25 protein-coding genes are annotated in these 24716 nt (G+C 28.6%); all 25 read right to left on the bottom strand.

Translation table 11 applies throughout. The features are described 5' to 3' along the window. Nucleotides 1-13: 13 nt before the first annotated feature. The 25 genes from ppdK to HMPREF1092_RS16465 all read right to left on the bottom strand — a co-directional run bounded on the left by ppdK (nucleotide 14) and on the right by HMPREF1092_RS16465 (nucleotide 24682). Nucleotides 14-2641: a pyruvate, phosphate dikinase gene (gene ppdK, locus HMPREF1092_RS06905; protein ID WP_002597927.1), complete on the bottom strand. Its 2628-nt coding sequence runs from the start codon at nucleotides 2639-2641 to the stop codon at nucleotides 14-16. Nucleotides 2642-2710: 69 nt separating this feature from the next. Next, on the bottom strand, nucleotides 2711-3340 hold the full coding sequence (gene ccpN / locus HMPREF1092_RS06910) for a transcriptional regulator CcpN (protein WP_002597928.1): 630 nt from the start codon (nucleotides 3338-3340) through the stop codon (nucleotides 2711-2713). 206 nt (nucleotides 3341-3546) lie between these two features. Further along, nucleotides 3547-4203 carry a DUF4342 domain-containing protein gene (locus HMPREF1092_RS06915; RefSeq protein WP_002597929.1) on the bottom strand — a complete coding sequence of 219 codons (657 nt, stop codon included), beginning with the start codon at nucleotides 4201-4203 and terminating at the stop codon, nucleotides 3547-3549. Nucleotides 4204-4209: 6 nt separating this feature from the next. Further along, a complete protein-coding gene (gene recO / locus HMPREF1092_RS06920; RefSeq protein WP_002597930.1) occupies nucleotides 4210-4950 on the bottom strand; it encodes a DNA repair protein RecO in 741 nt (246 codons plus the stop codon). Nucleotides 4951-4970: 20 nt separating this feature from the next. Further along, nucleotides 4971-5861: a GTPase Era gene (era, locus tag HMPREF1092_RS06925; protein WP_002597931.1), complete on the bottom strand. Its 891-nt coding sequence runs from the start codon at nucleotides 5859-5861 to the stop codon at nucleotides 4971-4973. Between the two features lie 9 nt (nucleotides 5862-5870). Further along, nucleotides 5871-6269, bottom strand: a complete 399-nt coding sequence (locus HMPREF1092_RS06930) for a cytidine deaminase (protein ID WP_002597932.1) — start codon at nucleotides 6267-6269, stop codon at nucleotides 5871-5873. A 99-nt stretch (nucleotides 6270-6368) separates the two neighbouring features. Continuing rightward, a complete protein-coding gene (locus HMPREF1092_RS06935) occupies nucleotides 6369-7067 on the bottom strand; it encodes a diacylglycerol kinase (RefSeq protein ID WP_002597933.1) in 699 nt (232 codons plus the stop codon). A gap of 13 nt (nucleotides 7068-7080) precedes the next feature. Beyond that, nucleotides 7081-7581, bottom strand: coding sequence for an rRNA maturation RNase YbeY (gene ybeY, locus HMPREF1092_RS06940; protein WP_002597934.1), 501 nt, complete (start codon nucleotides 7579-7581; stop codon nucleotides 7081-7083). A 60-nt stretch (nucleotides 7582-7641) separates the two neighbouring features. Then, nucleotides 7642-9708, bottom strand: coding sequence for an HD family phosphohydrolase (locus HMPREF1092_RS06945; RefSeq protein ID WP_002597935.1), 2067 nt, complete (start codon nucleotides 9706-9708; stop codon nucleotides 7642-7644). Nucleotides 9709-9736: 28 nt separating this feature from the next. Continuing rightward, nucleotides 9737-10861 carry a sporulation protein YqfD gene (gene yqfD / locus HMPREF1092_RS06950; RefSeq protein ID WP_002597936.1) on the bottom strand — a complete coding sequence of 375 codons (1125 nt, stop codon included), beginning with the start codon at nucleotides 10859-10861 and terminating at the stop codon, nucleotides 9737-9739. Next, a complete protein-coding gene (gene yqfC / locus HMPREF1092_RS06955) occupies nucleotides 10854-11144 on the bottom strand; it encodes a sporulation protein YqfC (RefSeq protein WP_002597937.1) in 291 nt (96 codons plus the stop codon). The genes yqfD and yqfC overlap by 8 nt, the downstream gene beginning before the upstream one ends. A 147-nt stretch (nucleotides 11145-11291) precedes the next feature. Beyond that, nucleotides 11292-11744: a GatB/YqeY domain-containing protein gene (locus HMPREF1092_RS06960; protein ID WP_002597938.1), complete on the bottom strand. Its 453-nt coding sequence runs from the start codon at nucleotides 11742-11744 to the stop codon at nucleotides 11292-11294. A gap of 30 nt (nucleotides 11745-11774) precedes the next feature. After that, on the bottom strand, nucleotides 11775-11951 hold the full coding sequence (rpsU, locus tag HMPREF1092_RS06965; protein WP_002597939.1) for a 30S ribosomal protein S21: 177 nt from the start codon (nucleotides 11949-11951) through the stop codon (nucleotides 11775-11777). A 125-nt stretch (nucleotides 11952-12076) separates the two neighbouring features. Further along, a complete protein-coding gene (locus HMPREF1092_RS06970; protein WP_002597940.1) occupies nucleotides 12077-12418 on the bottom strand; it encodes a histidine triad nucleotide-binding protein in 342 nt (113 codons plus the stop codon). A gap of 32 nt (nucleotides 12419-12450) precedes the next feature. Next, a complete protein-coding gene (mtaB, locus tag HMPREF1092_RS06975; RefSeq protein ID WP_002597941.1) occupies nucleotides 12451-13758 on the bottom strand; it encodes a tRNA (N(6)-L-threonylcarbamoyladenosine(37)-C(2))-methylthiotransferase MtaB in 1308 nt (435 codons plus the stop codon). After that, complete coding sequence (locus tag HMPREF1092_RS06980; RefSeq protein WP_002597942.1) at nucleotides 13759-14505, bottom strand: 16S rRNA (uracil(1498)-N(3))-methyltransferase; 747 nt, start codon at nucleotides 14503-14505, stop codon at nucleotides 13759-13761. A gap of 12 nt (nucleotides 14506-14517) precedes the next feature. After that, entirely contained in the window at nucleotides 14518-15459 is a 942-nt protein-coding gene (gene prmA / locus HMPREF1092_RS06985) for a 50S ribosomal protein L11 methyltransferase (protein WP_002597943.1), read from the bottom strand. A gap of 140 nt (nucleotides 15460-15599) precedes the next feature. Continuing rightward, the gene (dnaJ, locus tag HMPREF1092_RS06990; protein WP_002597944.1) at nucleotides 15600-16727 is read right to left on the bottom strand and encodes a molecular chaperone DnaJ; all 1128 of its coding nucleotides are present in this window, start codon (nucleotides 16725-16727) and stop codon (nucleotides 15600-15602) included. A 105-nt stretch (nucleotides 16728-16832) separates the two neighbouring features. Further along, complete coding sequence (dnaK, locus tag HMPREF1092_RS06995) at nucleotides 16833-18689, bottom strand: molecular chaperone DnaK (RefSeq protein ID WP_002597945.1); 1857 nt, start codon at nucleotides 18687-18689, stop codon at nucleotides 16833-16835. Nucleotides 18690-18756: 67 nt separating this feature from the next. Further along, on the bottom strand, nucleotides 18757-19338 hold the full coding sequence (gene grpE / locus HMPREF1092_RS07000; RefSeq protein WP_002597946.1) for a nucleotide exchange factor GrpE: 582 nt from the start codon (nucleotides 19336-19338) through the stop codon (nucleotides 18757-18759). Between the two features lie 24 nt (nucleotides 19339-19362). Continuing rightward, nucleotides 19363-20394, bottom strand: coding sequence for a heat-inducible transcriptional repressor HrcA (hrcA, locus tag HMPREF1092_RS07005; RefSeq protein WP_002597947.1), 1032 nt, complete (start codon nucleotides 20392-20394; stop codon nucleotides 19363-19365). Nucleotides 20395-20553: 159 nt separating this feature from the next. Beyond that, nucleotides 20554-21681 (bottom strand): radical SAM family heme chaperone HemW, encoded by a 1128-nt coding sequence (gene hemW / locus HMPREF1092_RS07010; protein WP_002597948.1) that lies wholly within the window; start codon nucleotides 21679-21681, stop codon nucleotides 20554-20556. A gap of 70 nt (nucleotides 21682-21751) precedes the next feature. Further along, complete coding sequence (locus HMPREF1092_RS07015; protein ID WP_002597949.1) at nucleotides 21752-22189, bottom strand: hypothetical protein; 438 nt, start codon at nucleotides 22187-22189, stop codon at nucleotides 21752-21754. Nucleotides 22190-22380: 191 nt separating this feature from the next. Then, nucleotides 22381-24186 carry a translation elongation factor 4 gene (lepA, locus tag HMPREF1092_RS07020; RefSeq protein ID WP_040414055.1) on the bottom strand — a complete coding sequence of 602 codons (1806 nt, stop codon included), beginning with the start codon at nucleotides 24184-24186 and terminating at the stop codon, nucleotides 22381-22383. Between the two features lie 145 nt (nucleotides 24187-24331). Then, a complete protein-coding gene (locus HMPREF1092_RS16465; RefSeq protein ID WP_002597951.1) occupies nucleotides 24332-24682 on the bottom strand; it encodes a hypothetical protein in 351 nt (116 codons plus the stop codon). Nucleotides 24683-24716 lie beyond the last annotated feature (34 nt).

A 24716-nucleotide genomic window follows, 5' to 3' on the forward strand; every position in this document is an offset into this window, starting at 1 on the left:
CTTTTTATTTTAATTATCTTTTATTATTTACTTGTGCTTGTGCTGCTGCAAGTCTTGCAAGTGGAACTCTAAATGGTGAACATGATACATAATCTAATCCTATTTTATGGAAGAATTCAACTGATGAAGGATCTCCTCCATGTTCTCCACATATTCCAAGTTTTATATCACTTCTAGTAGATCTACCTTTTTCAGTTGCCATTTTTACTAATTGACCAACACCATTTTGATCTAATTTAGCAAATGGATCTTGTTCATATATTTTTCTATCATAATAAGCATTTAAGAATTTAGCTGCATCATCTCTTGAGAATCCAAATGTCATTTGAGTTAAGTCATTTGTTCCAAATGAGAAGAATTCAGCTTCTTCTGCTATTCTATCTGCAGTTAATGCTGCTCTTGGAATTTCTATCATTGTTCCAACTTTATAATCTAATTTAGTTCCTTTTTCACTCATAACAGCTTCAGCAGTTTTAACTACTATATCTTTAACAAATTTAAGTTCTTTAACTTCTCCAATTAAAGGAATCATTATTTCTGGAACTACGTCATATCCTCTTTCAACTTTAACAGCTATTGCAGCTTCTATTATAGCTCTTGTTTGCATTTCTGCAATTTCTGGATAAGTAACTGCAAGTCTACAACCTCTATGCCCCATCATTGGATTAAATTCATGTTTCTCTTCTACTGCATTTTTAATTTCTTCTATATCTATATTTAATTCTTTAGCAAGAGATAACTTGTCCTCTTCTGAATGAGGTAAGAACTCATGTAGTGGTGGATCTAAAAGTCTTATTGTAGCTGGCATTCCTTTTAATGCTTCATATATAGCTATAAAATCAGCTCTTTGCATTGGTAATATCTTATCTAGAGCTTTTCTTCTATCTTCTTCATTTTTAGCTATAATCATTTCTCTAACAGCTAATATTCTATCTTCTGCAAAAAACATATGCTCTGTTCTACAAAGTCCTATTCCTTCAGCTCCAAACTCAACTGCTTGTTTTGCATCTCTTGGTGTATCAGCATTAGTTCTAACTTTTAATTTTCTTATTTCATCAACCCATGACATAAATGTTGCAAAATGTCCTGTTATTTCTGGAGTTACAGTTTTTATCTTTTCTCCATATATATTACCTGTTGTTCCATCTATTGATATGAAATCTTCAGAAGTATAAATTTTTCCTCCTACTTCTAAAGTTTTATTCTCTTCATTTATTTTTATTTCTCCACATCCTGCTACACAACAAGTTCCCATTCCTCTAGCAACAACTGCTGCATGTGAAGTCATTCCTCCTCTTACAGTTAAAATACCTTCTGCTGCAATCATTCCTTCAATATCTTCTGGTGATGTCTCAAGTCTAGCTAATACTACTGCCTCTCCATTTGCAGCTCTTTCTTTAGCTTCTTCTGCAGTAAATGCAATTTTACCACATGCTGCACCTGGTGAAGCTGGAAGTCCTTTAGCTATTGGAGTAGCTTTCTTTAAATCCTCATCATAGAAGGCTGGATGTAATAAAGTATCAAGCTGTTTTGGTTCAACTTTTAGTATAGCTTCTTCTTTAGTAATCATTCCTGATTCTACTAAATCAACTGCTATTTTAAGAGCTGCTGGAGCAGTTCTCTTACCATTTCTTGTTTGTAAGAAATAAAGTTTTCCTTCTTCTATAGTCATTTCCATATCTTGCATATCTCTATAGTGATTTTCTAATTTATTTACTATATCAATAAACTCTTTATATAATTCTGGATTTTGTTCTTCTAATTTTGAGATTGGAAGTGGTGTTCTTATACCTGCAACAACATCTTCACCTTGTGCATTCATTAAGTATTCACCATAAATTTCATTATCTCCATTAGCTGGGTTTCTTGAGAATACAACTCCTGTTCCAGAAGTTTCTCCTTTATTTCCAAATACCATTTGTTGAACGTTTACAGCAGTTCCCCACTCTCCTGGTATATCATTTAATCTTCTATATACTATTGCTCTTGGATTATCCCATGATCTAAATACAGCTGTAACTGATTCTATTAACTGTAATTTTGGATCTTGTGGGAAATCTTCACCTTTTTCCTTTTTATATATTTCTTTATATTGATTAACTAATTCTTTTAAGTCTTCAGCAGTTAAATCTGTATCATCTTTAACTCCTCTTTTTTCTTTCATTTCATCAATTTTATCTTCAAATAATCTTTTTTCTACATCCATAACTACATCTGAAAACATTTGAATAAATCTTCTATATGAATCATATGCAAATCTTGGATTATTTGTAAGCTTTGCCATAGCTTCTACAGCTTCATCATTTAAACCTAAGTTTAATATTGTATCCATCATTCCAGGCATTGAAACTCTAGCTCCTGATCTTACTGATACAAGTAATGGATTTTCAGTGCTTCCAAATTCTTTTCCTGTTTCTTTTTCAAGTTCTTTCATACATTTTTCAATTTCTTCTATGATTGATGCTGAAATAACTTTTCCATCTTCATAATATTTATTACAAGCCTCTGTAGTAACTGTAAACCCTTGTGGAACTGGTATTCCAAGCTGTGTCATTACAGAAAGGTTTGCCCCTTTACCTCCTAGAAGATTTTTCATTGACCCATTACCTTCTTTAAAAAGGTAAACGTACTTTTTCTCCATCTCAATACTCCTCCGTTCAATACTTAAGTTATATACTATCGAGGGCTTTTAGCCCTCGTAGCTACCTATTTATTTTTTCCCAAGCTTAACGAATAATTTTGTGATATTGGTTTTAGAAACTTTACCTAAGATTTTATATTGCTCCTTATCATCTACCATAGTTTTTTCTACTATAGGAATACTATCTATTTCATGCTCTATTATTTTTGTAGCAAGCACATATGCAGAGTCTTCCTTTGAAGCACATATTATATTTGGCATTCTTGTCATAATAACTCCTACAGGAACTTTATGAATATCTGTTCCACCAATTGCAATTTTAAGAAAATCTTTCCTAGAAACTGCCCCTGTTAAGAATCCTCCATTTTCTACAAATAATGTTCCTACATCATTTAGAAATAGGTATACAATTGCATCATAAACTGTAGTCTCTTCACCTACAACTGAAGGTTTTGACATAATTTCGCCAACTTTTATCTCATTTATATATTCATTTACAAGACTACTTTTAGGTTTATCTGAATATACATAACCTACTTTAGGTCTAGCATCTAAAGCACCTATCATTGTTAATATTGCTAAGTCGGCTCTCAGTGCAGCTCTAGTCACTCCTAATTTTTCTGCTAGTGCTTCACTCGTAATTGGCTGTCCTTCTTTAACTAATCTTATAATCTCTTCTTGCCTTTCTGATAACTTCAAATTTATCCCTCTTTCTTTATTATGAGAGTAAATATTCAGATAATTCAGATTTATCGGAATCTTTGTTACATTCTAATTATACCATTAATTCCTTTTTTTTCTATATCTGAATTTTTCTGTTTTTCTCTGTTTCATTTAATATATATCCATTATAACAGATTAACTCTTTATAGATTCTTTTATCTATAATTTACTTTATTTTACAGCTATTCTTCATCAAACTTAACTGTATAAGTGTAAACAGTATCATCACCTGAATAAACTTTACTTTTATTCTCATTTTTATATTTCATATCATTTCTTACATCTGACAATTTCTCTTTTACGTCCATAGCAGTTTGAGTAGCTTTTTCTTTTACTTCACTAGCTACAACAGTTGCTTTTTCCATGACTTCATCTGCCATCTTTTTAACATATTTATTTACTACTTCAACACTTCCATCACATTTAGTTATTTCTATTGTAATTTTTGTAGCTACAGCTGCTATAACTCCAAATGCTAAAAATGCAGGAATTATAGCAGCTATTACCATAGCTGATATACCAGCATTTACTGGAATATCTAAAATTACAACTTCGTCTTTTTTTATTTTTATTCTACTTACATTACCTTTTTCAATTACTTTCTTTATCCATGTTTTAAAGTCTTCAATTGAACAAGTAGATGCTTCGTTATAAGAATACTCATTTGATTCTTCAGATTTCAACTGTGCATATGTACTTTTAGCACCTTTTGTTTCTAAAGCTATTATCGCTTCTAATACATCTCCATTTACCTCTATTAAAGCATCTTTAGCATCTTTATAGCTTACACCTAGTCTTTCTACTATCTTATCAATTTTTTCTAATGTAATATCCATCATAAATCATCACTCCTTAATATAATTTAACATCTCTAAACTTTTTGGCTTTCTTGAATAATTAGTTGATATAAAATATAGGTTTATTTTTTCAATTTGCTTTTTTATATCACCTGATAATTTCATCATATATATTCTACTTGCATCAATCTTATTTAAAAATTTTAAAGCTGCATATGCTTCTTTAGATATATGAATACTATGGTCCTTATTACAATTTTCACAAATTCCACCATAGCTTTGTAAATTTATATACTTTGAAGTTCTAATTTTCCTTTTGCAAATAGAACATGTTTCAAGATTTATTCCATATCCAGTTGCTTTTAATAGTTTAAGTTCAAATGACCTTATTAAAAGCTCATAGTCTATTGCATCTGTATTTAAAAGATATAAAGTTTTAATAAATTCTATATACAAGTTCTTGTCTATTTCTCCATCTTCTAAACCTATATCTATAAGTTCACAAACATAAGATGCATATGTTAATTTATCTAAATTGCTCATTAATCCTTTAAAAGAATTTATTATCTTTCCTTCTTGAAGATTAAAAAGATTTTTTCCTTTAAATACCACATAATCACTATAACAAAGAGGAGATGTTACTGAAAATAATCTACTTTTATTTTTTTTTGCTCCTTTTGCTATAGCTGTAATTTTTCCAAGCTCCTCTGTATAAATCCAGAGAAGCTTATCATTTTCTTTATAATCAGCTGATTTTATTATTACCCCACTGGTTTTAAATAAAGACATTTTAAAGCTCCCAACAAACTTTATTTTACGTTTTTATAACCTAACTCTTTTAATAAGTTATTATTATCACGCCATTCTTTTCTTACTTTAACCCAAAGTTTTAGCATAACTTTAGTTCTTAAAAATCTTTCTAATTCATATCTTGAAGTTTCCCCTATCTTTTTAAGAACTGCTCCATTTTTCCCAATTATTATTCCTTTATGTGAATCTTTTTCACAAATTATATCTGCTTCTATATGATATATACCTTTTTCATTCTTTTTCATTCTTATTATGTCTACTGCAATTCCATGTGGAACTTCATCTCTTAAACATCTTAATGCTTTCTCTCTTACTATTTCTGATACAACAAATCTTTCTTGAACATCTGTTATCATATCGTCTGGATAATATTTAGGTCCTTCGGGTAATTTATCTACCATTAATTTAAGTAAAGTATCTACGTTTTTCCCTTTTATCGCTGATATAGGAATTATTTCATCAAATTCAAAAGCTTTTGAATATTTAGATAATGTTTCTGCAACTTTATCTTGTGTAAATTCATCAACTTTATTTAAAACTAAAAATATTGGACATTGTTTTCCTTTTAAACTTTCTAAAATAAAACTATCTCCTTTACCTAATTCTCCATCTGGATTAGTTAAGAAAAGGATTAAATCAACATCTTTGGTTGAGTCTTTAGCTGAGTTTACCATGTATTCTCCTAATTTATGTTTAGGCTTGTGTATACCTGGCGTATCAACAAACACCATTTGATAGTCATCTGTTGTTTTTATTGTTTGAATATTATTTCTTGTTGTCTGTGGTTTATTAGATACAATAGAAAGTTTTTCTCCCATAATATAGTTCATAAGTGTTGATTTTCCTACATTTGGTCTTCCTACTATTGATACAAATCCTGATTTAAACATTATTTCCTCCTACTCAAGATCTTTTCTAGTAAAGCTTCCTGGCATTAATTCATCTAAAGTTTTTACTAAATAATCTGTTTCATTTTTTACTATATATACTTTAATATCTCCATTTTCTGCAAATTCACTCATTACCTGTCTACACATACCACAAGGATAAGTGTAACCATTTAAATCTCCAATTAAAGCAATTGCTTTTAATTTTGTATTTCCTTTTGATACAGCAGTAAAAATAGCTGTTCTTTCTGCACACATTGTAGCTCCAAAAGAAGCATTTTCAACATTGCATCCTGTATAAATTTCATCATCTTCAAATAATACAGCCGCTCCAACTTTAAAATTTGAATATGGACAATAAGCATTCTCTCTTGCTTTTATAGCCTCTTTTATAAGTATTTTTTCTTTCATAAAAAACCCTCCCCTAGCCTTAAGTATATACTATTTTTATTTATTGTGCATAATATTATATCATTATTTTTATTAATAACAATATTTATTTTATATTTTTTATCTAAAAATAGTAAAAATTAATATTGTTATTAACATACCAAATATAGCTCCAACTATAACTTCAAAAAGTGAATGAACTTCTGCATCTACTCTACTTTGTGCTGTAATAAATGCCATTAAAAAACTTAACATCATACAAATTGGCTCTTCTGTTATAAATGAAATTGCTGTTGCTATTGAAAAAGCTAATGCACTATGTCCACTCGGCATTCCACCTTTTAATGGTGTTCCTTCTCCAAAAATAGCTTTTGCAATTATTGTAGCTATACTAACTATTACAAGTAATATAAATATTGTATGTGGTTCTGATTCTTTTATTTTATTTAAAAGTATATAAGATAAATTACTTAATTTATCCCAAAATATTATATACCCAACTAAAACTGCATTTAAGGCTGTTACTACTACTGCTCCTGCTGCTACATTTTTAGCTATTTTAGCTAAAGGATGATAATAATTTGTATTCATATCTATTACTGCTTCAATTGCTGTATTAAAAAGTTCTGCTCCTATAACCATTGCAATTGTTATGGCAAGTATTAACATTTCTATTTTCGATATATCGAAGAAAAGACATAAAATTAAAACTAATAATGTTACACACATATGTATTTTCATATTTCTTTGCGTTCTCACAGTGTATATAATTCCATCTATTGCATAATTAAAACTATCTACTATTTTTTTTAATTTCATGTCCAACCACCCTCTATCTTCTAATATCTAATTTATTTAATATTTCTTCTTCTCTTTTTCTCATTATAATTTTTTCTTCTTCTATCATATGATCATAACCCAATAAATGAAGTATTGAATGAACTATAAGATAAAAAACTTCTCTTTCATAACTATGATTATATTCCTTTGATTGCTCTAAAGCTTTCTCAAGTGATAGAACAATATCTCCTAACACAAGTTCTTCTCCATCTAAATATACTTCATCAAATTCTTTTTCTTTATATACATCTTTGAAAACTTTTCCTTTTGGATAATCTAGCATTGGAAATGAAAGCACATCTGTAGCCTTATCTATATTTCTAGTATCATTATTTATCTCTCTTATCTCATCATTATTAACAAGGACTAATGATACTTCACATTCATTCTCTACCTCTTCTTCTTTTAAAGCAAAATAAATTACTTTTTCCATATCTTTTATTAATTCTTCACTTACTTTTATTTCTTCTTGTCTGTTGTCTAAATAAATCATTTTTTACTCCTTATTTATATATATGTTAAAAGGGGAAGCTTAAAACCTCCCCTTTTTTTATTATTTTAAAGTTTTTACTTTTTCTGTTGGATACTCAATTCTTTGATGATATATCCCATTTAAAGCCTTAAGGAAGGATTTTCTTATTTTCTCTAAATCTTTTAATGTTAAATCACAATTATCAAGTTGGCCTGAATATAATTTATCTTTTATTATATTATTTACCATTTCTTCTATCTTTCCTTTACTTGGCTCTGATATTGATCTTACAGCTGCTTCTACACTATCAGCAAGCATTAATATTCCTGATTCTTTACTACTTGGAATAGGCCCTGGATATCTAAAATCTTCTTCTTTAACATCATCTGGATTTTCTGCTGAGTTTTTCATTTTATAATAAAAATATTTTACTAATGTAGTTCCGTGATGCTCTACTATCATGTCTTGAATTATTTTAGGAAGTTTATATTCTTTTGCAAGTTCAAGACCATCTTTAGCATGTGAAACTATTATTAAAGTACTTAAATTAGGCTTTATTTTATCATGTGGATTATCTTTTCCTAATTGATTTTCTTTAAAGAAATATGGTCTAATAGTTTTTCCAACATCATGATAATAAGCACCTACTCTAGCTACAACTGGATTAGCTTTTATATCTTCTGCTGCCATTTCAGCTAAATTTGCAACTAACATACTATGATGATAAGTTCCTGGTGCTTCCATTAATAATTTTTTCAATAATGGACTATTTGGATTTGAAAGTTCTAACAATTTTAGATTTGTTACTATATCAAATCCTGATTCAAAAAACGGTAAAACTCCAATAGCTAAAATGGATGATACTACTACTCCTACAGCTGATGCCATACTTAACAATATTATTTCACTTAAATTGTTTGATAATAATACTCCAGTTGAAAAAGTTAAAAATGCACTCATTATTATAAGCCCTATACTTGAGTATAAAATATCATTTCTTTGCTGCATCTTTCTTAATGAAGTTGCACCAATTATAGAATTTAGTATTCCAAGCATAATTATTTGAGGATTAAATCCAACTAGCGCTCCTATAATTATTACATCTAAACTTGTAACCATCATTGACAATCTATAATCTACAAGGAGAGTTAGAAGTATAGGCGCACATGCTAAAGGAATAGCAAAAGGTGTTATTATTCCTATAGCTCTTGCAACTATAAATGCTGTAATACTTATAGTATTTATCATTATTAACATTTTCTCATTTTTAAAAATTTCTCTATGATTTTTATAAATGTAAAAATGCTTTATAAAAATTATAAGTGCTGCAAATATTGCAATAACTAAGTAAAGAATAAATATACTTCCACCACCACTTTGATCTAAAAGACCTAAATCTTTTAATATGGCTATCTGTTCTGCTGTTACTGGCTCTCCTTCTGTAACAATTGTTTGGTTTTTCTTTATTATAACCTTACTAACTGCTTTTTCAGCTTCTTGTATCGCCTGTTCAGTCTTTTCTTTGTCATAGAAAAAGTTAGGTTGTATTTTTGGAATTATCATTTGTCTTAATACATTTTTTACAGCTAAACTTGTATCTACTTCATTTATTTTTTCTTCTGCAATTTCTATAGCATTATTTAAACTTGTTGGGTTATCTGCTGCTATATTATTGGCATATGCAGCTGATACAATTGACTTAACAGCAAATTTTAAATCTTTAATTTGATTTTGAGATAAATTTAATAAAGTTTTGTAGTTTTGTTCTGTTAAATTTGAATTTTCTATACTTGAAAGAATTTTTAATTGTTCACTTTGAGTATTTACATTAGTATCTACATCAAGAACTTTATTTAGTATTCCAATTAGATTCTCTTCTAGTTGAGGTTCAACCTCACTTTTTAATGTATATTGTTTATCTACAGCTTTTGCTGCTTCTTCTTCTCTTTTCTTTGTAGCAATTTGATCTACAGTATCTCTAGGAGCTTTAATAGTAACCTTTGCTATATCTCCCTCTTTCAAATCATATTCTTTTGGCGCAATTGCTGATATAAGTAATCCATATATAATTAAAAAACTAATTATATACATAAGAATTCTAATATTTTTTTCTTTTAAGTCTATATTAAATTTTATCCTTTTTTTCAATTCTCCACCTTCTCATCAAAACGCTGAATTACCTATGGGCTATATTTTGCTCCACAGTAAACTGTCCAATTATTTTTATCTTTCCATCCCCTAATTCTAAAACCTCATCCTCTGTATCTATTATTTTAGCATCTATCGGTAATTCTTTTTGTAATAACTTTTTTAATGACTCTAATGAACTTTTTATTTTTTCCTCTTTATTTACATTTATTTTTCTTTCTTCTTTTTCATAATAAGTAACTTCCTTTATTAATCCATCATTACTCTCTATTTTATCATAATTTTGGAATGAATTAGAGGATTTTTTCAAATAAATTTTCTTTCCCCACATATCTAAATAAATATCATTATCTTTTTTTCCTGTTCTAACACTCTCTTTTCCTGATACTAATACTTCAACTTCTTTTGTATAAAAAGTGTTGGCTAATACACTTCCATCTGCTTTTGTTTCAAAGACTGTATCTCCAGTTCCATTAATCCCTTCTATTAATAAATCACCTTTTCTCACTATATCTCCTGGCTTAGCTACTGCTGTCCCATTTTCAGCGTATATTCTTTTTATCTCACCATCCATTTTTGCATAAACATTTCCTTCTTCTACATTTAACTTCTCTGGTGGATTAACTTTTTCTTTTAAACTTATCTTAAGTGTAGATCCTTCTATTCTTGTTCTTATCCATAGCACTTCATCACATCTATTTTCTATTTCTTTCTCTATTTCATAAACATTTATTTTACTTTTTTGCATTCCCTGTTTAATACCTAATTGATTAAGGATTTCTCTTATTTCAAAAGGAGATAAATTTTTTTCTGTTTCTATATCTATAGCCCAAACAAAACTAGATAAAATAAATATTATTACTAAAAACCCTATTCCACTTACAAAAAAACTCAAACTTTTCTTTATTCTTTTAATTTTTATTATGTTCCCCATTTCCCTTGTTATTCTTATTTTTCCACCACATCTTTTAACTATTTTTTGTATGTCTTTATAATACTCATAAAATGTCTCAAAAGATATAAGTACTTTATTAATTTTTCTTACGTTACTTAATGGAATTCCATTTCGTGTACATAAATTTAGTATTTCTTCTATTTTTATTGCATTTATTTCTACTTCTATTTTATATCTAACTAAATTCTCTTTATTCATGGCTCTTTTCTCCATAATATATAGTATTAAAAGTTCCACTTACTATTATAGTTTCTTCTTCTATATACAGTATTTCAAGTCCAGTTCCTTCTATGGTTAATCTTCCAATAGTTGAATTTAAAGATATAAAATTATCATCAAACTTAATTATTCCTTTATGATTTTCTATATTTATTTCTTCTTTTCCTATAATTGTTATTTTAGGTTCTCCAGTCATAACTTCCTTTGGCAAATTAAGTTTTTTTATTACTTCATTTTTTCTATTTTTAAATTTATTTTCCATAAAATCTCCTTTTATTATTTCTATCATAGTAATCTATGTTAAAATAAAAAATTTTATGAATGATTTTAAATTAAAAAATAAGAGATATAAAGTTTCCTTTATATCTCTTATAAAAATAACAAAAAGGGCTCATAATGAACCCTTTTGCTATTTATTACTTAAATAATCTTTAACTATTTGACTTACAAGTTTACCATCAGCTTTACCTAAAGTTTTAGGTCTTACTAATGCCATTACTTTTCCCATGTCTTTTATGCAATTTGCACCCGCTTCTTCTGCTGAGTCTTTGACTATTTGTAATATTTCTTGTTCGCTTAATTGCTGAGGAAGGTAATCTAGCAAGATTTTAATTTCTTCATTAGTAGAATCTACTAAATCTTGTCTGTTACCTTTTTCAAACTCAAGCACAGCTTCTCTTCTTTGCTTGACTTCTTTAGCTAATATCTCTATAGCTTTTGCATCATCAACAACTATTTTATCAGTTTTTTCAACTAATAATATTGCTGCTTTAGCACTGCTTAAAACGTTAGCTTTAAACTTCTCTTTTGCTTTTAAAGCATTTTTCCAATCATTTTGAAGTCTGACTTTTATTTCTGGCATCTATTTCATACCTTCTTTCAAAAAGAAATCCTATTTGAACTTTCTCTTTCTAGCAGCTTCTGATTTCTTTTTCTTTTTTACACTTGGTTTTTCGTAGTGTTCTCTTTTTCTTACTTCAGTAAGAACTCCAGCTCTAGCACATTTTCTTTTAAATCTTCTTAATGCACTTTCAAGAGTTTCGTTTTCTCCAACTTTTATTTCTGACATTCATTATCCCTCCCTCCGCTAGCTTAAATTAATAAATTCAACTCAGCTACGGGCTTAATAACACACGCTAAATTATACAACATTTGCATAAGGTATGTCAATAATAAGATTTAACTTATTTTTCTTTAGCCTGGTGGCCATTTTAATTCTCTTCCACCTAAGACATGAAAATGTAAATGTTCTACAGTTTGCCCACCATCTACTCCACAGTTATTTACTACTCTATATCCTGCTTTGTCTATGTTAAGCTCACTAGCTAGTTTATTTATAATTTCAAATATATGTGATATATATTTGGAATTTTCATTATTTATATAATTTGCACTTTTAATGTGCTTTTTAGGAATTACTAAAAAATGAACTGGTGCTTCTGGATTTATATCATAAAAAGCATATACCATATCGTCTTCATATATCTTTTTTGATGGAATTTCTCCATTTATTATTTTACAAAAAATACAATCCAATTTTTTCACCTCCTTAAAATTCTAGTACTATTCTATTTTACCACGTTTCCTATAGAATAGTCACCCTTCTCTTCTAAAATTTTCACATTTATAATTTTTCCTATTTCTTTTTCACTTATTCCTTTTACATGAACTTTAACATAATTTCTTGTATATCCTTCATAAATGCCTTCTTCACCTTTAACTTCTTGTTCTATTAAAACATCCATTGTTCTACCAACTAAAGATTTAGTGAATTTTCTTTCATTTATCTTATTTAAAGCTATAAGTTTCTTACTTCTCTCTTCTTTTATCTTTCCATCTATTTGATTTTCCATATCATGTGCTTTTGTTCCTGTTCTAGGACTAAATTTAAATATATGAGTTTTTGTTAACTTATTTCTTTTTAAGAATTCATAAGTTTCATTAAACTCCTCCTCAGTTTCACCTGGGAATCCTACTATTACATCTGTAGTTATAGAAACATTCTTTAAATTATCTCTTAATACTTTTACTATTTCTTCATATTCATCAGCTGTATATCTTCTGTTCATTCTCTTTAAAGTACTTGTACATCCACTCTGAAGAGAAAGATGGAATTGTGGACAAAGCTTCTTCATATTTTTAATTTTTTCTACTACTTCTGGTGTAAAGAAAGCAGGTTCTATTGAACCAATTCTTACTCTTTCTATACCATCTATATTTTCTATTTCCTCTAAAAGAGAAATTAATGTAACATTTCCTTCTAAATCTAATCCATATGAAGCTGTATGTATTCCAGAAAGAATTATTTCTTTAAAACCATGCTCTGCTAATTGTTTTATTTCATTTAAAACTACTTTAAAATCTTTTGAGCAAACAGCGCCTCTTGTATAAGGAATTAAACAATATGTACAGAATCTATTACATCCATCCTGTATTTTTAAGAAAGCTCTAGTTTTTTCTCTATAATCTTCAATTTTTAAATTTTCAAATTTTTTATTTTTTAAAACTCCTGATACTTCTATTTGAGGTTTTCTTTCCTCTTTTGCTTTATTTACAAAATAAACTATATCACCTTTATTTCTTGTTCCTAACACAACATCTACACCTTCTATAGAAGAAACTTCTTTAGGTGCAATTTGTGAATAACAACCAACGGCAGCTATTATAGCTTCACTGTTTTGTCGTCTTGCTCTTCCTATTATTTGTCTTGACTTCTTATCTCCCATATTCGTTACAGAACATGTATTTATTACATATACATCAGCTTTTTCTGAAAAATCTACTACTTCATATCCTTCTCTAATAAATTTTTCTGTCATAGCTTCTGACTCATATACATTTACTCTACAACCTAATGTTGCAAATGCTACTTTCATTTATATTCCTCCTAAATCACCAAACTCATATTGAACTAGTGAAGTAGCTGTAAAACCTGCTGTTTCTGTTCTTAAAATTCTACTTCCTAAAGTGATAATATATGCTCCATTATCTTTCATTATTTCTATTTCTTTTTCTTCAAATCCACCTTCTGGACCTATAACTATTCCTATTTTAGATATTTCAGTTTTATCTATTTCTTGCATAAGTCTTTTTATACCAAAATTTTCTGCATTTTCATATGGAACTAAAATCAAATCAAAATTTTTCATTTCTTCTACTAAATTATCCATTGAAATTGGCTCTAAAACTTTAGGTATAATACTTCTTTTACTCTGCTTGCATGCTTCTAAAGCTATCCTATTTAATCTATCTAATTTTTTAAAATCACCTTTTAATTTAACATCTACTCTTTCAGTTAAAAGTGGCTGAAAAGTTTTTATACCTAATTCAGTTCCTTTTTGAACAATTAAATCCATCTTTTGTGATTTTGGTAAACCTTGAAAAAGAGTTATTTCTACTCCACTTTCATTATCAATATCAAGTTTTTCTATTATTTCTAATTCTACTTCTGTTTTTGTAATATCAATTATTTTCGCTAAATATTCATTTCCATTACAATCATTTAATTTAACTTTTTCACCCTCAGATAATCTCAGAACCTTATATATATGTTTTACGTCATCTCCTACTATTTTAGCTTTATTTTCTATAATATTATGGTCTGATGTAAAAAACTTGTGCATAAAAGTTCCCCCTTATTTTAATTTGGATACTATACAATTCCATTCTCCATCTTTATTTATTTCTTTAACCTCAAATCCTGATTCCTCTAATTTAGAAGTAACCATTTCGACTCTATCATGAATTATTCCAGATGTTATAAATAATCCATCCTCTTTTAAAACTCTCTTAACATCATCAATTAGTATACAAATTATTTCTGCTATTATATTTGCAACAACTATATCTGCTTTACCATTTATAACTTCTACTAAATTACCATAAAGAATTTCTATATTATCTAAATTATTGTAGCTTACATTTTCTTTTGCTGATTCTACTGCAACTGGATCTAAATCAACTCCTATAGCTTTTTTAGCTCCTAATTTAGCTGCTCCTATAGCAAGTATTCCTGAACCACAACCAACATCAAATACTGTACTATCTTTTTTTACATATTTGTCTAAAGCTTTTAAACACATACTAGTAGTTTCATGATCTCCTGTTCCAAAAGCCATTCCTGGATCAAGTTCTATAATAAGTTCCCCTTCATTTGCTTTATACTCTTCCCATATAGGTTTAACAACTAACTTATCAGTTATTTTTGAAGGCTTATAATATTTTTTCCAGTTATTTGCCCAATCTTCTTCATGAGTTTTTTCTATTTCAACAGCTCCTTCCCCTACATCTATCCCAAATCCTTTAAGTTCTTCAACTTTTTCTTTTACATAAGCTAAGATCTCTTCTAAATTATCTTCTTCAGCAAAATATCCTTTTACTACGGCATATTCACCTTTATGTTCTAATACATTTATATCTGCAAAATCCCAAGTTAATGGACCTTGTTCTCTTCCTAATATATCATTTGGATCTTCAATAGAAACACCTTTGCAATCTAGTCCATAAAATATTCCTGAAATAGGCTCTAATGCCTCACTAGTTGTTTTTATCTTAATTTCTGTCCATGTTCCTTCCATTATCGTCATTCCTTTCATTAATTCTGTTTATACTAATAATTTATTTTACACTTATGTAATGTTTATGTCTAGTTTTCTTATTAACATAAAGAAAGGTAGTTAAAATATTAACTACCCCAACTTAATATATAATTTTTATTTTATCTAAAAAAACCTTTTTTCTTGCTTGGCTCAGTAGAAGTTTCTTCTCCAGTTGCTTCCATAAATGCCTTCAATGCATTCTTAGCTTTTTCATTTAGATGTTTAGGAATATCAACTATTACTTTTACATATTGATCTCCTCTACCACTTCCTTGAACTTTAGGAATTCCTTTTCCTTTTAATCTAAATACAGTTCCAGATTGAGTTCCTTCTGGAATTGTGTATTTAACATTTCCATCTATTGTTTCAACAGTTATTTCTGTTCCTAAGGCAGCTTTTGCCATACTTATATGTGTTTCAATATGGACATCTGCTCCTTTTCTTGTAAATACTTTAGATGGAGTTACCATAATTTTTATATAAAGATCTCCTGCTGGACCTCCATTTATTCCTTGCTCACCTTGTCCTCTAAGTGGCATAACATTTCCTGTATCAACCCCTGCTGGAACATTTACTTTTATTTTTCTATTTTTTCTAACTCTACCTTTTCCTTTACAATCTGTACAAGGCTCTTCAATTATTTTTCCTGTACCATGACATTTATCACATTCAGAATTAGTTACAAAATTTCCTAAAGGAGTTTGTCTTTGAACACGAACTTGACCTGTTCCACCACAATTTGGACAAGTTTTAGGAGATGTACCTGCTTTTGCTCCACTACCACTACATGTTGAACAATTTTCAGTTCTTGTTACTGATATTTCTTTCTCAATTCCTCTTATAGCTTCTTCAAAAGTAAGTCTTATAGTATACTCAAGATCTGCTCCTCTTCTAGGACCATTTCTTCTTGAACTTGAAGATCCACCTCCAAATCCGCCTCCAAAGAAACTATCAAATATATCTCCCATATCAAATCCGCCGAAGCCTCCACCTCCGAATCCTCCACCGAAACCTGAACTTCCATCAAAATCAGCAGTTCCAAATTGGTCATATCTAGCTTTCTTTTCTGGATCTGAAAGAACTTGATATGCTTCATTTATTTCTTGGAATTTCTTTTGCGCTTCATCATTTCCTTGGTTTTTATCTGGATGATATTTGATAGCTAATTTTCTAAAAGCTTTTTTTATTTCTGCATCACTTGCACCTTTTTCTAAGCCTAATACTTCATAATAGTCTCTTTGTGCCATTTCTATATTTCACCACCAAATTAATTTTTAAATTTATAAAAGGGAAGACGACTAATCTGCCTTCCCTTTAGTATTATATAAGAATTTATCTATTCCTTACAAGGATTATTTGTCATCTTCTACTTTAAAGTCAGCATCTACTACATTGTCATCATGTGGTGCACTTTGAGCTCCAGCATTAGCTCCACCCATGTTGCTTGGATCAAATCCTTCTGCTCCTGGTGCTCCTTGTTGACCATATAATTTTGAAGATATTGCATAGAATTCTTGAGTTAAATCTTCAACTGCTTTTTTAATTGCTTCTAAATCTTCTCCATCTTTAACTGCTTTAACATCAGCAAGTTTAGCTTCTATTTTAGCTTTGTCATCAGCAGAAACCTTATCTCCTAATTCATTTAAAGTTTTTTCTGTTTGATAAACAACTTGTTCTGCATTATTTTTAACTTCTATAGATTCTTTTCTCTTCTTATCTTCTGCAGCAAATTTTTCTGCTTCTTTTACAGCCTTATCTATTTCATCATCACTTAAGTTAGTTGAAGCTGTAATAGTAACATTAGCTTCTTTACCAGTTCCTTTATCCATTGCTGATACTTTAACAATACCATTAGCATCAATATCAAATGTTACTTCGATTTGTGGAATTCCTCTTGGAGCTGGAGCTATTCCTGATAATGTAAATCTTCCTAATGTTTTATTGTCAGCTGCCATTTGTCTTTCACCTTGAACTATGTGAATTTCAACTGAAGTTTGACCATCTGCTGCTGTTGAGAACACTTGGCTCTTTTTAGCTGGAATAGTTGTATTTCTTTCGATTAATGGAGTTGCTACTCCTCCTAAAGTTTCAATTCCTAATGTTAATGGTGTAACATCTAGTAATAAGACATCTTTAACTTCACCAGTTAATACACCTGCTTGAACAGCTGCTCCAATAGCAACACATTCATCTGGGTTAACTCCTTTTGAAGGTTCTTTTCCTGTAAAGTTTTTAACTGCTTCTTGTACAGCTGGTATTCTTGTTGAACCACCAACTAATATTACTTTATCAACTTCATTTATTGAAAGTCCTGCATCACTTAATGCTTTTTTCATTGGCTCAATTGATCTTTGAACTAAGTCATGAGTTAATTCATTGAATTTAGCTCTAGTTAAGTTTAAATCAATATGTTTTGGTCCTGTTGTATCAGCTGTTATAAATGGTAAGTTTATATTTGTTTGAGTTGATGATGATAATTCTATTTTAGCTTTTTCAGCAGCTTCTTTTAATCTTTGAAGTGCCATTTTATCATTTCTTAAATCAATTCCATTTTCAGCTTTGAAAGTATCTGCTATGAAGTCCATGATTTTATTATCAAAGTCATCTCCTCCAAGTTTTGTATCTCCATTAGTTGATAATACTTCAAATACTCCATCTCCAAGCTCTAAGATAGATACATCAAAAGTACCTCCACCTAAGTCATATACTAATACTTTTTCATCTTTATCAGTTTTATCTAAACCATATGCAAGTGAAGCTGCTGTTGGTTCGTTTATAATTCTTAATACTTCTAATCCTGCAATTTTTCCTGCATCTTTTGTTGCTTGTCTTTCAGCATCATTAAAGTATGCTGGTACAGTAATAACTGCTTGAGTTACTGGTTCTCCTAAATAAGCTTCTGCATCTGCTTTTAATTTTTGAAGTATCATTGCTGATATTTCTTGTGGTGTATATTCTTTGTCATCAATTTTTACTTTATAATCAGTTCCCATATGTCTTTTTATAGAGATTATAGTTTTATCTGGGTTTGTGATTGATTGTCTTTTAGCTACTTGCCCAACTAATCTTTCTCCATTTGCTTGGAAAGATACTACTGATGGAGTAGTTCTAGCACCTTCTGAGTTAGTTATAACTACTGGTTCTCCACCTTCCATTACTGATACACATGAATTTGTTGTTCCTAAGTCAATTCCTATTATTTTTGCCATAATATATTTCCTCCTCAAAAACAGGTATCCCTGTCTAAAATTCTTTATTTATTCTAAATTATTTTTACTAATTAGCTGTTTTAACCATTGAGTGTCTTATAACTTTATCTCCTCTTTTGTATCCCTTCATAAACACTTCTACTACAACATTAGTTCCAAGTTCAGGATCTTCTATATGCATTATTGCATTATTAAAATTTGGATCAAATCCTTCACTAGTTTCTATTTCTGTAACACCAAGTTTTTCAAGAGAATTTTGGAATCCTTTTAAAGTCATTTCAACACCTTGTTTTAATGCTTCAATATTTCCTTCAGCTGCAATTGCTCTTTCTATATTATCAAGATTTGGAAGAATTTCTTTTAATACATCTACACAAGCATCTGTATATATTCCTTCCTTTTCTTTAGCAGTTCTCTTTTTAAAATTTTGATATTCAGCTGTTTGTCTTAAATATTTATCTTTTTCAACTTCAAGCTCTTCCTTTAGTTTTTGAATTTCTTCCTTGTATTTCTTAACTAAAGAAAGTTCATTTTCTTCTGAGTTTTCTTCTTTTGTTTCTTCAACTACTTCTTCTTTATTTTCTTCTACTGATTCTTCAATTATTTCTTCATTTAAATCTTTTTCTAGCTCTTCTTTGTCTTTACTCATTCCAGTAACCACACCTCTTTTTCTTTATTTATCAAAATTCCCTTTAAGAGTATTATTTAATTCTTTCATAACTTGTGCCATAATAGCTACAACTTTTGAATAATTAATTCTTCTAGGCCCTATAAGACCTATAGTTCCTTTTGCACCATCTCCTAGCGAATATTCAGCTGATATGATGCTACACTCTTTTGCTTCAGGAATAAAATTCTCTTCACCAATTTTAATTGTTATTTCATTATTTGGTTCTATAAGTTCAAGTACACATTCTTTATCATGAAGTAGAGAAAGTATTTCTTTTACTTTATCTATGTCATTGTATTCTGGATAATTAAATATATTTGTTGTTCCTTCCATAAATACTTCTTTTGAATCTTCTTCTTTTAAGCATGTGTATAAAGTTGGTAACATCGCATTAAAAAGCTCTTCATGACCATTTAAGTCATTTCTTAAATTATTTATTACCTCTAAATTTATTTCATCTATAGTTAAATTCTTAAGTCTACTGTTTAATACTGTATTTAAATTAACTATATCTTCTTCTAAAGGCATTTTATTTACTTTTATTAAATGATTTTTTATTATCTCACTGTCAGTAATGACTACAAAAAGTAAATTTTCTTCATCAACTTTTATTATTTGTATAGATTTTAATCTACACATTTTCATTGATGGAGTTTTTACAACACAGGTTAAATTAGTTAATTCTGAAAGTAATGCACTTGCATTTTTAACTATTTTACTAACCTCTAGCATTGCAGAATCAATTACATACTCTTTTATACGAAGTTCTTCCTCCTTACTTAGAATTGAATTTCCCATCATACTATCTACATACATTCTGTATCCTTTGCTTGATGGAATTCTTCCTGCTGATGTATGAGGTTGTTCTAAAAGCCCCATATCTTCTAAATCAGCCATTTCATTTCTAATCGTTGCAGGACCAACTCCTAAGTCGTATTTTTTAGCGATTGTTCTTGAGCCAACAGGTTCTCCTGTATTAATGTAATCATTGATAATAGCTTGAAGTATTTTTATTTTTCTATCATCAATAATCATAACATCACCTCTTATTGTTAGCACTCATTAACGTCGAGTGCTAATGACTATATTTAAAATATATTCTTCATGAGTAAATTTGTCAATAATATCTTATTTATTTTTAGCTCATTATTTTAAACTAAATATATTTTGCTCCATTTTTCTTCATTTTTCTAATTATCTTATGAAATCACTTAAAACATAATTTGAAACTTCTATTCCTTGTTTCGTTAACTTTAACCTTTCATTAGTTTGTATCATTAGTCCCTTTTTTATGTTAGAAATAATTTCATTTTCATAAACTTCTTCTATATCTAAATTAAATTTATCTTTAAAATCTCTTTTATCTATTCCTTCTAACATTCTCAGGCCTAAAAAAATATATTCTTCCATATTCTCTTTTTTACTATTTTCTAATATTTCTTCAAAAGCTTTTTTATTAATGTTTATATTATCTATATACTTCTTAACATTAGATATATTTTTTATTCTTTTATTATTTATAAATGAGCTTGAAGAAGATCCAACTCCTATATAATCCTTAAGTTTCCAGTATCCTATATTATGAAAGCATTCCTTATTAGACTTCGCATAATTTGAAAATTCATATTGCTTATAGCCATTTGATTCTAATATTTCTTTTCCTATTGAATACATTGCTCTTTCTTCTTCTTCGCTTGGAAGATTCAAAATATCTTTTTCATACATGTTATAAAATGCTGTTCCTTCTTCTATTATTAAGCTATAAAATGATATATGTTCAGGATTTAATTTTATAATGTAATTTAAGGTCTCTTTTAATTCATCTAACTTTTGATTTGGAAGTCCAAACATTAAATCTATATTTATATTTTTAAATCCTATATCTCTTGACAGTTTAAAATTCTCTTCAAAGGTTTCTAAAGTGTGTATTCTTCCTATTTCTTTTAATAAATTGTTGTTTGTTGTCTGAAGCCCAAAGCTTATTCTATTTATTCCTCCTTCTTTCATAATTTCAAGTTTCTCTTTATTTATAGTTCCTGGATTACATTCTATTGTTTTTTCGGCTCCATGAACAAATTTTACATTTCTCAAAATATTAAAAAGTTTTCTTAATTCTTCTTCTGTTAAATAGCTTGGAGTTCCTCCACCTATAAAAAGCGAACTAAATTCTATATCTTTACATCTGGACTCTATTTCTATTTTTAAAGCATTTAAATAATCTTCTCTTAGATATTCTATGTTTGCAAAAGATGGGAAATCACAATAAAAACATTTTTGTTTGCAAAATGGAATATGTACATATAATAATGTTTCTTTTTTCATACTTTAATCTCCTTTCTTAATAAAAAAGGTGTATCAATATAGATACACCCCTAATAATAATCATACTATATTAAAATAACTTTTCAGCTTCTGCTTCTAAATTTATTTCTTTTCCTTCAGTTTTTATAACAGATACTTTATGTATATTTTTAAAATTATAGAAAAAGTTTGCAAATGCAATTTTCTTTGCTCTAGTTATTCCCAAATCATTTGCTACTTTATCTAAATAATCTATTTCTTGTTCTTCATAATTTCCATCAACAAGAGCAAGACCTAATAATTCAAAGTAAGCTATTTTTTTTATTCTATCACTAGATTGTTTGAAATTATATACAACTTCTGCATATGTCATTTTAGAAAAATTTTCTTCTTTTATTTCTAATTCATTTAAATATTCTTTTATTATTTTTTTTTCATTTCTAGCTATTACTTTATCTACATCTGCTAACATATATATTAGATTAGCAAATGCCCTTTTTTCATTTGTGTTAAATTCTTTTAAAAACATTTTTTGTCCTCACTTTCACTTCCTATATCTTAATTTTACTATAAATTTTTTTCTAAATCATTCATTTTTTTAATTTGTAACCATTTTATCATATTTTCCATATTTTATGACTATTGTATTATTTATTCATTAAAATTTGATTAAAAATAAAAGAGATGTTCTTAAAACATCTCTTTTATTAAAAATTAATTCTAATCTACTTTTAATATTGACATGAATGCTTCTTGTGGAACTTCTACTGATCCAACCTGTCTCATTCTCTTCTTTCCTTCTTTTTGCTTTTCTAAAAGCTTTCTCTTTCTTGAAATATCTCCACCATAACATTTTGCAAGAACGTCTTTTCTCATAGCTTTAACAGTTTCTCTTGCAATTATTTTTGAACCAATTGCAGCTTGAATTGGAACTTCAAACATTTGTCTTGGAATTATTTCTTTAAGCTTTTCAGCAATACCTCTACCTTTATGGTAACTTCTCTCTTCTGGCACTATCATTGAAAGTGCATCAACAATATCTCCATTTAGAAGTATATCAAGTTTAACAAGCTTTGATCTTACGTAACCTTTAAATTCATAATCAAGAGATGCATATCCTCTTGTTTTTGATTTTAATGTATCAAAGAAATCATAAACTATTTCATTTAATGGAATATCATAATTTATTACAGCTCTAGTTTCCTCCATATATGTCATATCTATATATGTTCCTCTTCTTTCTTGACAGAATTCCATAACTGAACCTACATATTCTGTTGGAGTAATTATTGAAGCCTTTACTATTGGCTCTTCCATATAATCTATTTCTGTCATTGGAGGAAGATTAGTTGGGTTTGTAATATCTAATTCTTCACCATTTGTTTTTCTAATCTTATATATAACTGAAGGTGCTGTTGTTATAATATCAAGATTAAATTCTCTTTCTATTCTTTCTTGAATTATTTCCATGTGTAATAATCCTAAGAATCCACATCTGAAACCAAATCCTAAAGCTATTGATGTTTCTGGTTCAAAATTTAATGCAGCATCATTTATTTGAAGTTTTTCTAAAGCTTCTTTAAGTTCTTCATATTTTGCTCCATCTACCGGATAAATTCCTGAATAAACCATTGGTATTGCTGGTTTATATCCTGGAAGTGCTTCTTCTGTTTCATTTCCTTTTTCAGTTATTGTATCCCCAACTCTTGCATCTTTTACATTTTTAATTGAAGCAGTTACATATCCAACGTCTCCTGCTCTTAATTCATTCGTTGAGAAAAGTCCTGGTGTAAATACACCAACTTCTGTAACATCATAAGTTTTATCCGTTGCCATAAATTTTATTTTTGTTCCTGGTTTAACTGTTCCATCTATTACTCTTATATAACAAACAACACCTTTATATGTGTCATAATATGAATCAAATACAAGAGCTTTAAGAGGAGCATTTTCATCTCCTGATGGAGCAGGTATATCTCTAACTACAGCCTCTAAAACTTCTTCTACATTAAGCCCTGTTTTTGCTGAAATCATAGGTGCTTCATCAGCTGGAATTCCTATTACATCTTCTATTTCTTCTTTAACTTCTTCTGGTCTTGCTGAAGGTAAGTCAACTTTATTTATTACTGGTGATATTTCTAAATCATTATCAAGTGCTAAATAGCAGTTTGCAAGTGTTTGAGCTTGTATTCCTTGTGTAGCATCTACAACTAAAACAGCTCCTTCACATGCTGCTAAACTTCTAGAAACTTCATATGTAAAGTCTACATGTCCTGGAGTATCTATAAGATTTAAAATATATTCTTCTCCATTTTCTCTTCTGTAAATAAGTCTAGCTGCTTGTGATTTAATGGTGATTCCTCTTTCTCTTTCAATCTCCATATTATCTAAAACTTGCTCTTCCATTTCTCTTTTTGTAAGAGTTCCTGTAATTTCTAATAATCTATCCGCTAGGGTTGATTTACCATGGTCTATGTGCGCAACAATTGAAAAATTTCTTATAAATTTTTGTCTATCATTTTTCATATATATTAACTGCCCTTCTCTATGTATTAAGCAGTTCATTTCACCCCCAAATTCTAAAATCAAGCTAAATTATATCATACTTCTTTTAAAATGTGTGAGTTATTTTATAATATAAGTAAACTGCTTTTTCTAAATTTATATGTTTTTAAAGTATATTTTCACTTATAAATGTACCAAGACTTTCTGTTATATTTATTATTTTTTCTTTAATTCCTTCTAAAAATTCAGATTTTTTCTTTATTTTTAAATTTACATCACCAAATTTTATTAATCTCCCATCTTCTTCATCATATATTTTTACCTTTGCTTTATCTTGAATAAAATTTTCAAAATCTTTTCCAAATTCTGAACTTACCATTTGGAAATTATCTTCTGATGAAATTCCTATTGGAGATAACGCTTTCGTATTTTCTACATTTATTTCAGTTAAAAATATAAAAACAAGACCTATTAGTAAAATCGTATATAAAGTAAACCAAAAATTTCTACTCTTCATAAAAATAATCCTCCTAAACCTATATGTTTAGAAG

It is taken from the genome of Clostridium thermobutyricum (assembly GCF_000371465.1).
GTDB lineage: Bacteria > Bacillota > Clostridia > Clostridiales > Clostridiaceae > Clostridium > Clostridium thermobutyricum.

Excerpts from the sequence above, each read along its gene's own strand:
- HMPREF1092_RS06935 (WP_002597933.1), bottom strand. The coding sequence starts at position 7,067 with ATGAAATTAAAAAAAATAGTAGATAGTTTTAATTATGCAATAGATGGA.
- HMPREF1092_RS07015 (WP_002597949.1), bottom strand. The coding sequence starts at position 22,189 with ATGTTTTTAAAAGAATTTAACACAAATGAAAAAAGGGCATTTGCTAAT.
- yqfC (WP_002597937.1), bottom strand. The coding sequence starts at position 11,144 with ATGGAAAATAAATTTAAAAATAGAAAAAATGAAGTAATAAAAAAACTT.
- ppdK (WP_002597927.1), bottom strand. The coding sequence starts at position 2,641 with ATGGAGAAAAAGTACGTTTACCTTTTTAAAGAAGGTAATGGGTCAATG.
- HMPREF1092_RS06930 (WP_002597932.1), bottom strand. The coding sequence starts at position 6,269 with ATGAAAGAAAAAATACTTATAAAAGAGGCTATAAAAGCAAGAGAGAAT.
- lepA (WP_040414055.1), bottom strand. The coding sequence starts at position 24,186 with ATGAAAAATGATAGACAAAAATTTATAAGAAATTTTTCAATTGTTGCG.
- rpsU (WP_002597939.1), bottom strand. The coding sequence starts at position 11,951 with ATGTCAGAAATAAAAGTTGGAGAAAACGAAACTCTTGAAAGTGCATTA.
- recO (WP_002597930.1), bottom strand. The coding sequence starts at position 4,950 with ATGTCTTTATTTAAAACCAGTGGGGTAATAATAAAATCAGCTGATTAT.
- HMPREF1092_RS06960 (WP_002597938.1), bottom strand. The coding sequence starts at position 11,744 with ATGCCAGAAATAAAAGTCAGACTTCAAAATGATTGGAAAAATGCTTTA.
- dnaJ (WP_002597944.1), bottom strand. The coding sequence starts at position 16,727 with ATGGCACAAAGAGACTATTATGAAGTATTAGGCTTAGAAAAAGGTGCA.
- mtaB (WP_002597941.1), bottom strand. The coding sequence starts at position 13,758 with ATGAAAGTAGCATTTGCAACATTAGGTTGTAGAGTAAATGTATATGAG.
- yqfD (WP_002597936.1), bottom strand. The coding sequence starts at position 10,861 with ATGAATAAAGAGAATTTAGTTAGATATAAAATAGAAGTAGAAATAAAT.
- prmA (WP_002597943.1), bottom strand. The coding sequence starts at position 15,459 with ATGGAAGGAACATGGACAGAAATTAAGATAAAAACAACTAGTGAGGCA.
- HMPREF1092_RS06915 (WP_002597929.1), bottom strand. The coding sequence starts at position 4,203 with ATGATGGATATTACATTAGAAAAAATTGATAAGATAGTAGAAAGACTA.
- hrcA (WP_002597947.1), bottom strand. The coding sequence starts at position 20,394 with ATGATTATTGATGATAGAAAAATAAAAATACTTCAAGCTATTATCAAT.
- dnaK (WP_002597945.1), bottom strand. The coding sequence starts at position 18,689 with ATGGCAAAAATAATAGGAATTGACTTAGGAACAACAAATTCATGTGTA.
- grpE (WP_002597946.1), bottom strand. The coding sequence starts at position 19,338 with ATGAGTAAAGACAAAGAAGAGCTAGAAAAAGATTTAAATGAAGAAATA.
- hemW (WP_002597948.1), bottom strand. The coding sequence starts at position 21,681 with ATGAAAAAAGAAACATTATTATATGTACATATTCCATTTTGCAAACAA.
- HMPREF1092_RS06980 (WP_002597942.1), bottom strand. The coding sequence starts at position 14,505 with ATGCACAAGTTTTTTACATCAGACCATAATATTATAGAAAATAAAGCT.
- era (WP_002597931.1), bottom strand. The coding sequence starts at position 5,861 with ATGTTTAAATCAGGATTTGTATCAATAGTAGGAAGACCAAATGTAGGA.
- ybeY (WP_002597934.1), bottom strand. The coding sequence starts at position 7,581 with ATGATTTATTTAGACAACAGACAAGAAGAAATAAAAGTAAGTGAAGAA.
- HMPREF1092_RS16465 (WP_002597951.1), bottom strand. The coding sequence starts at position 24,682 with ATGAAGAGTAGAAATTTTTGGTTTACTTTATATACGATTTTACTAATA.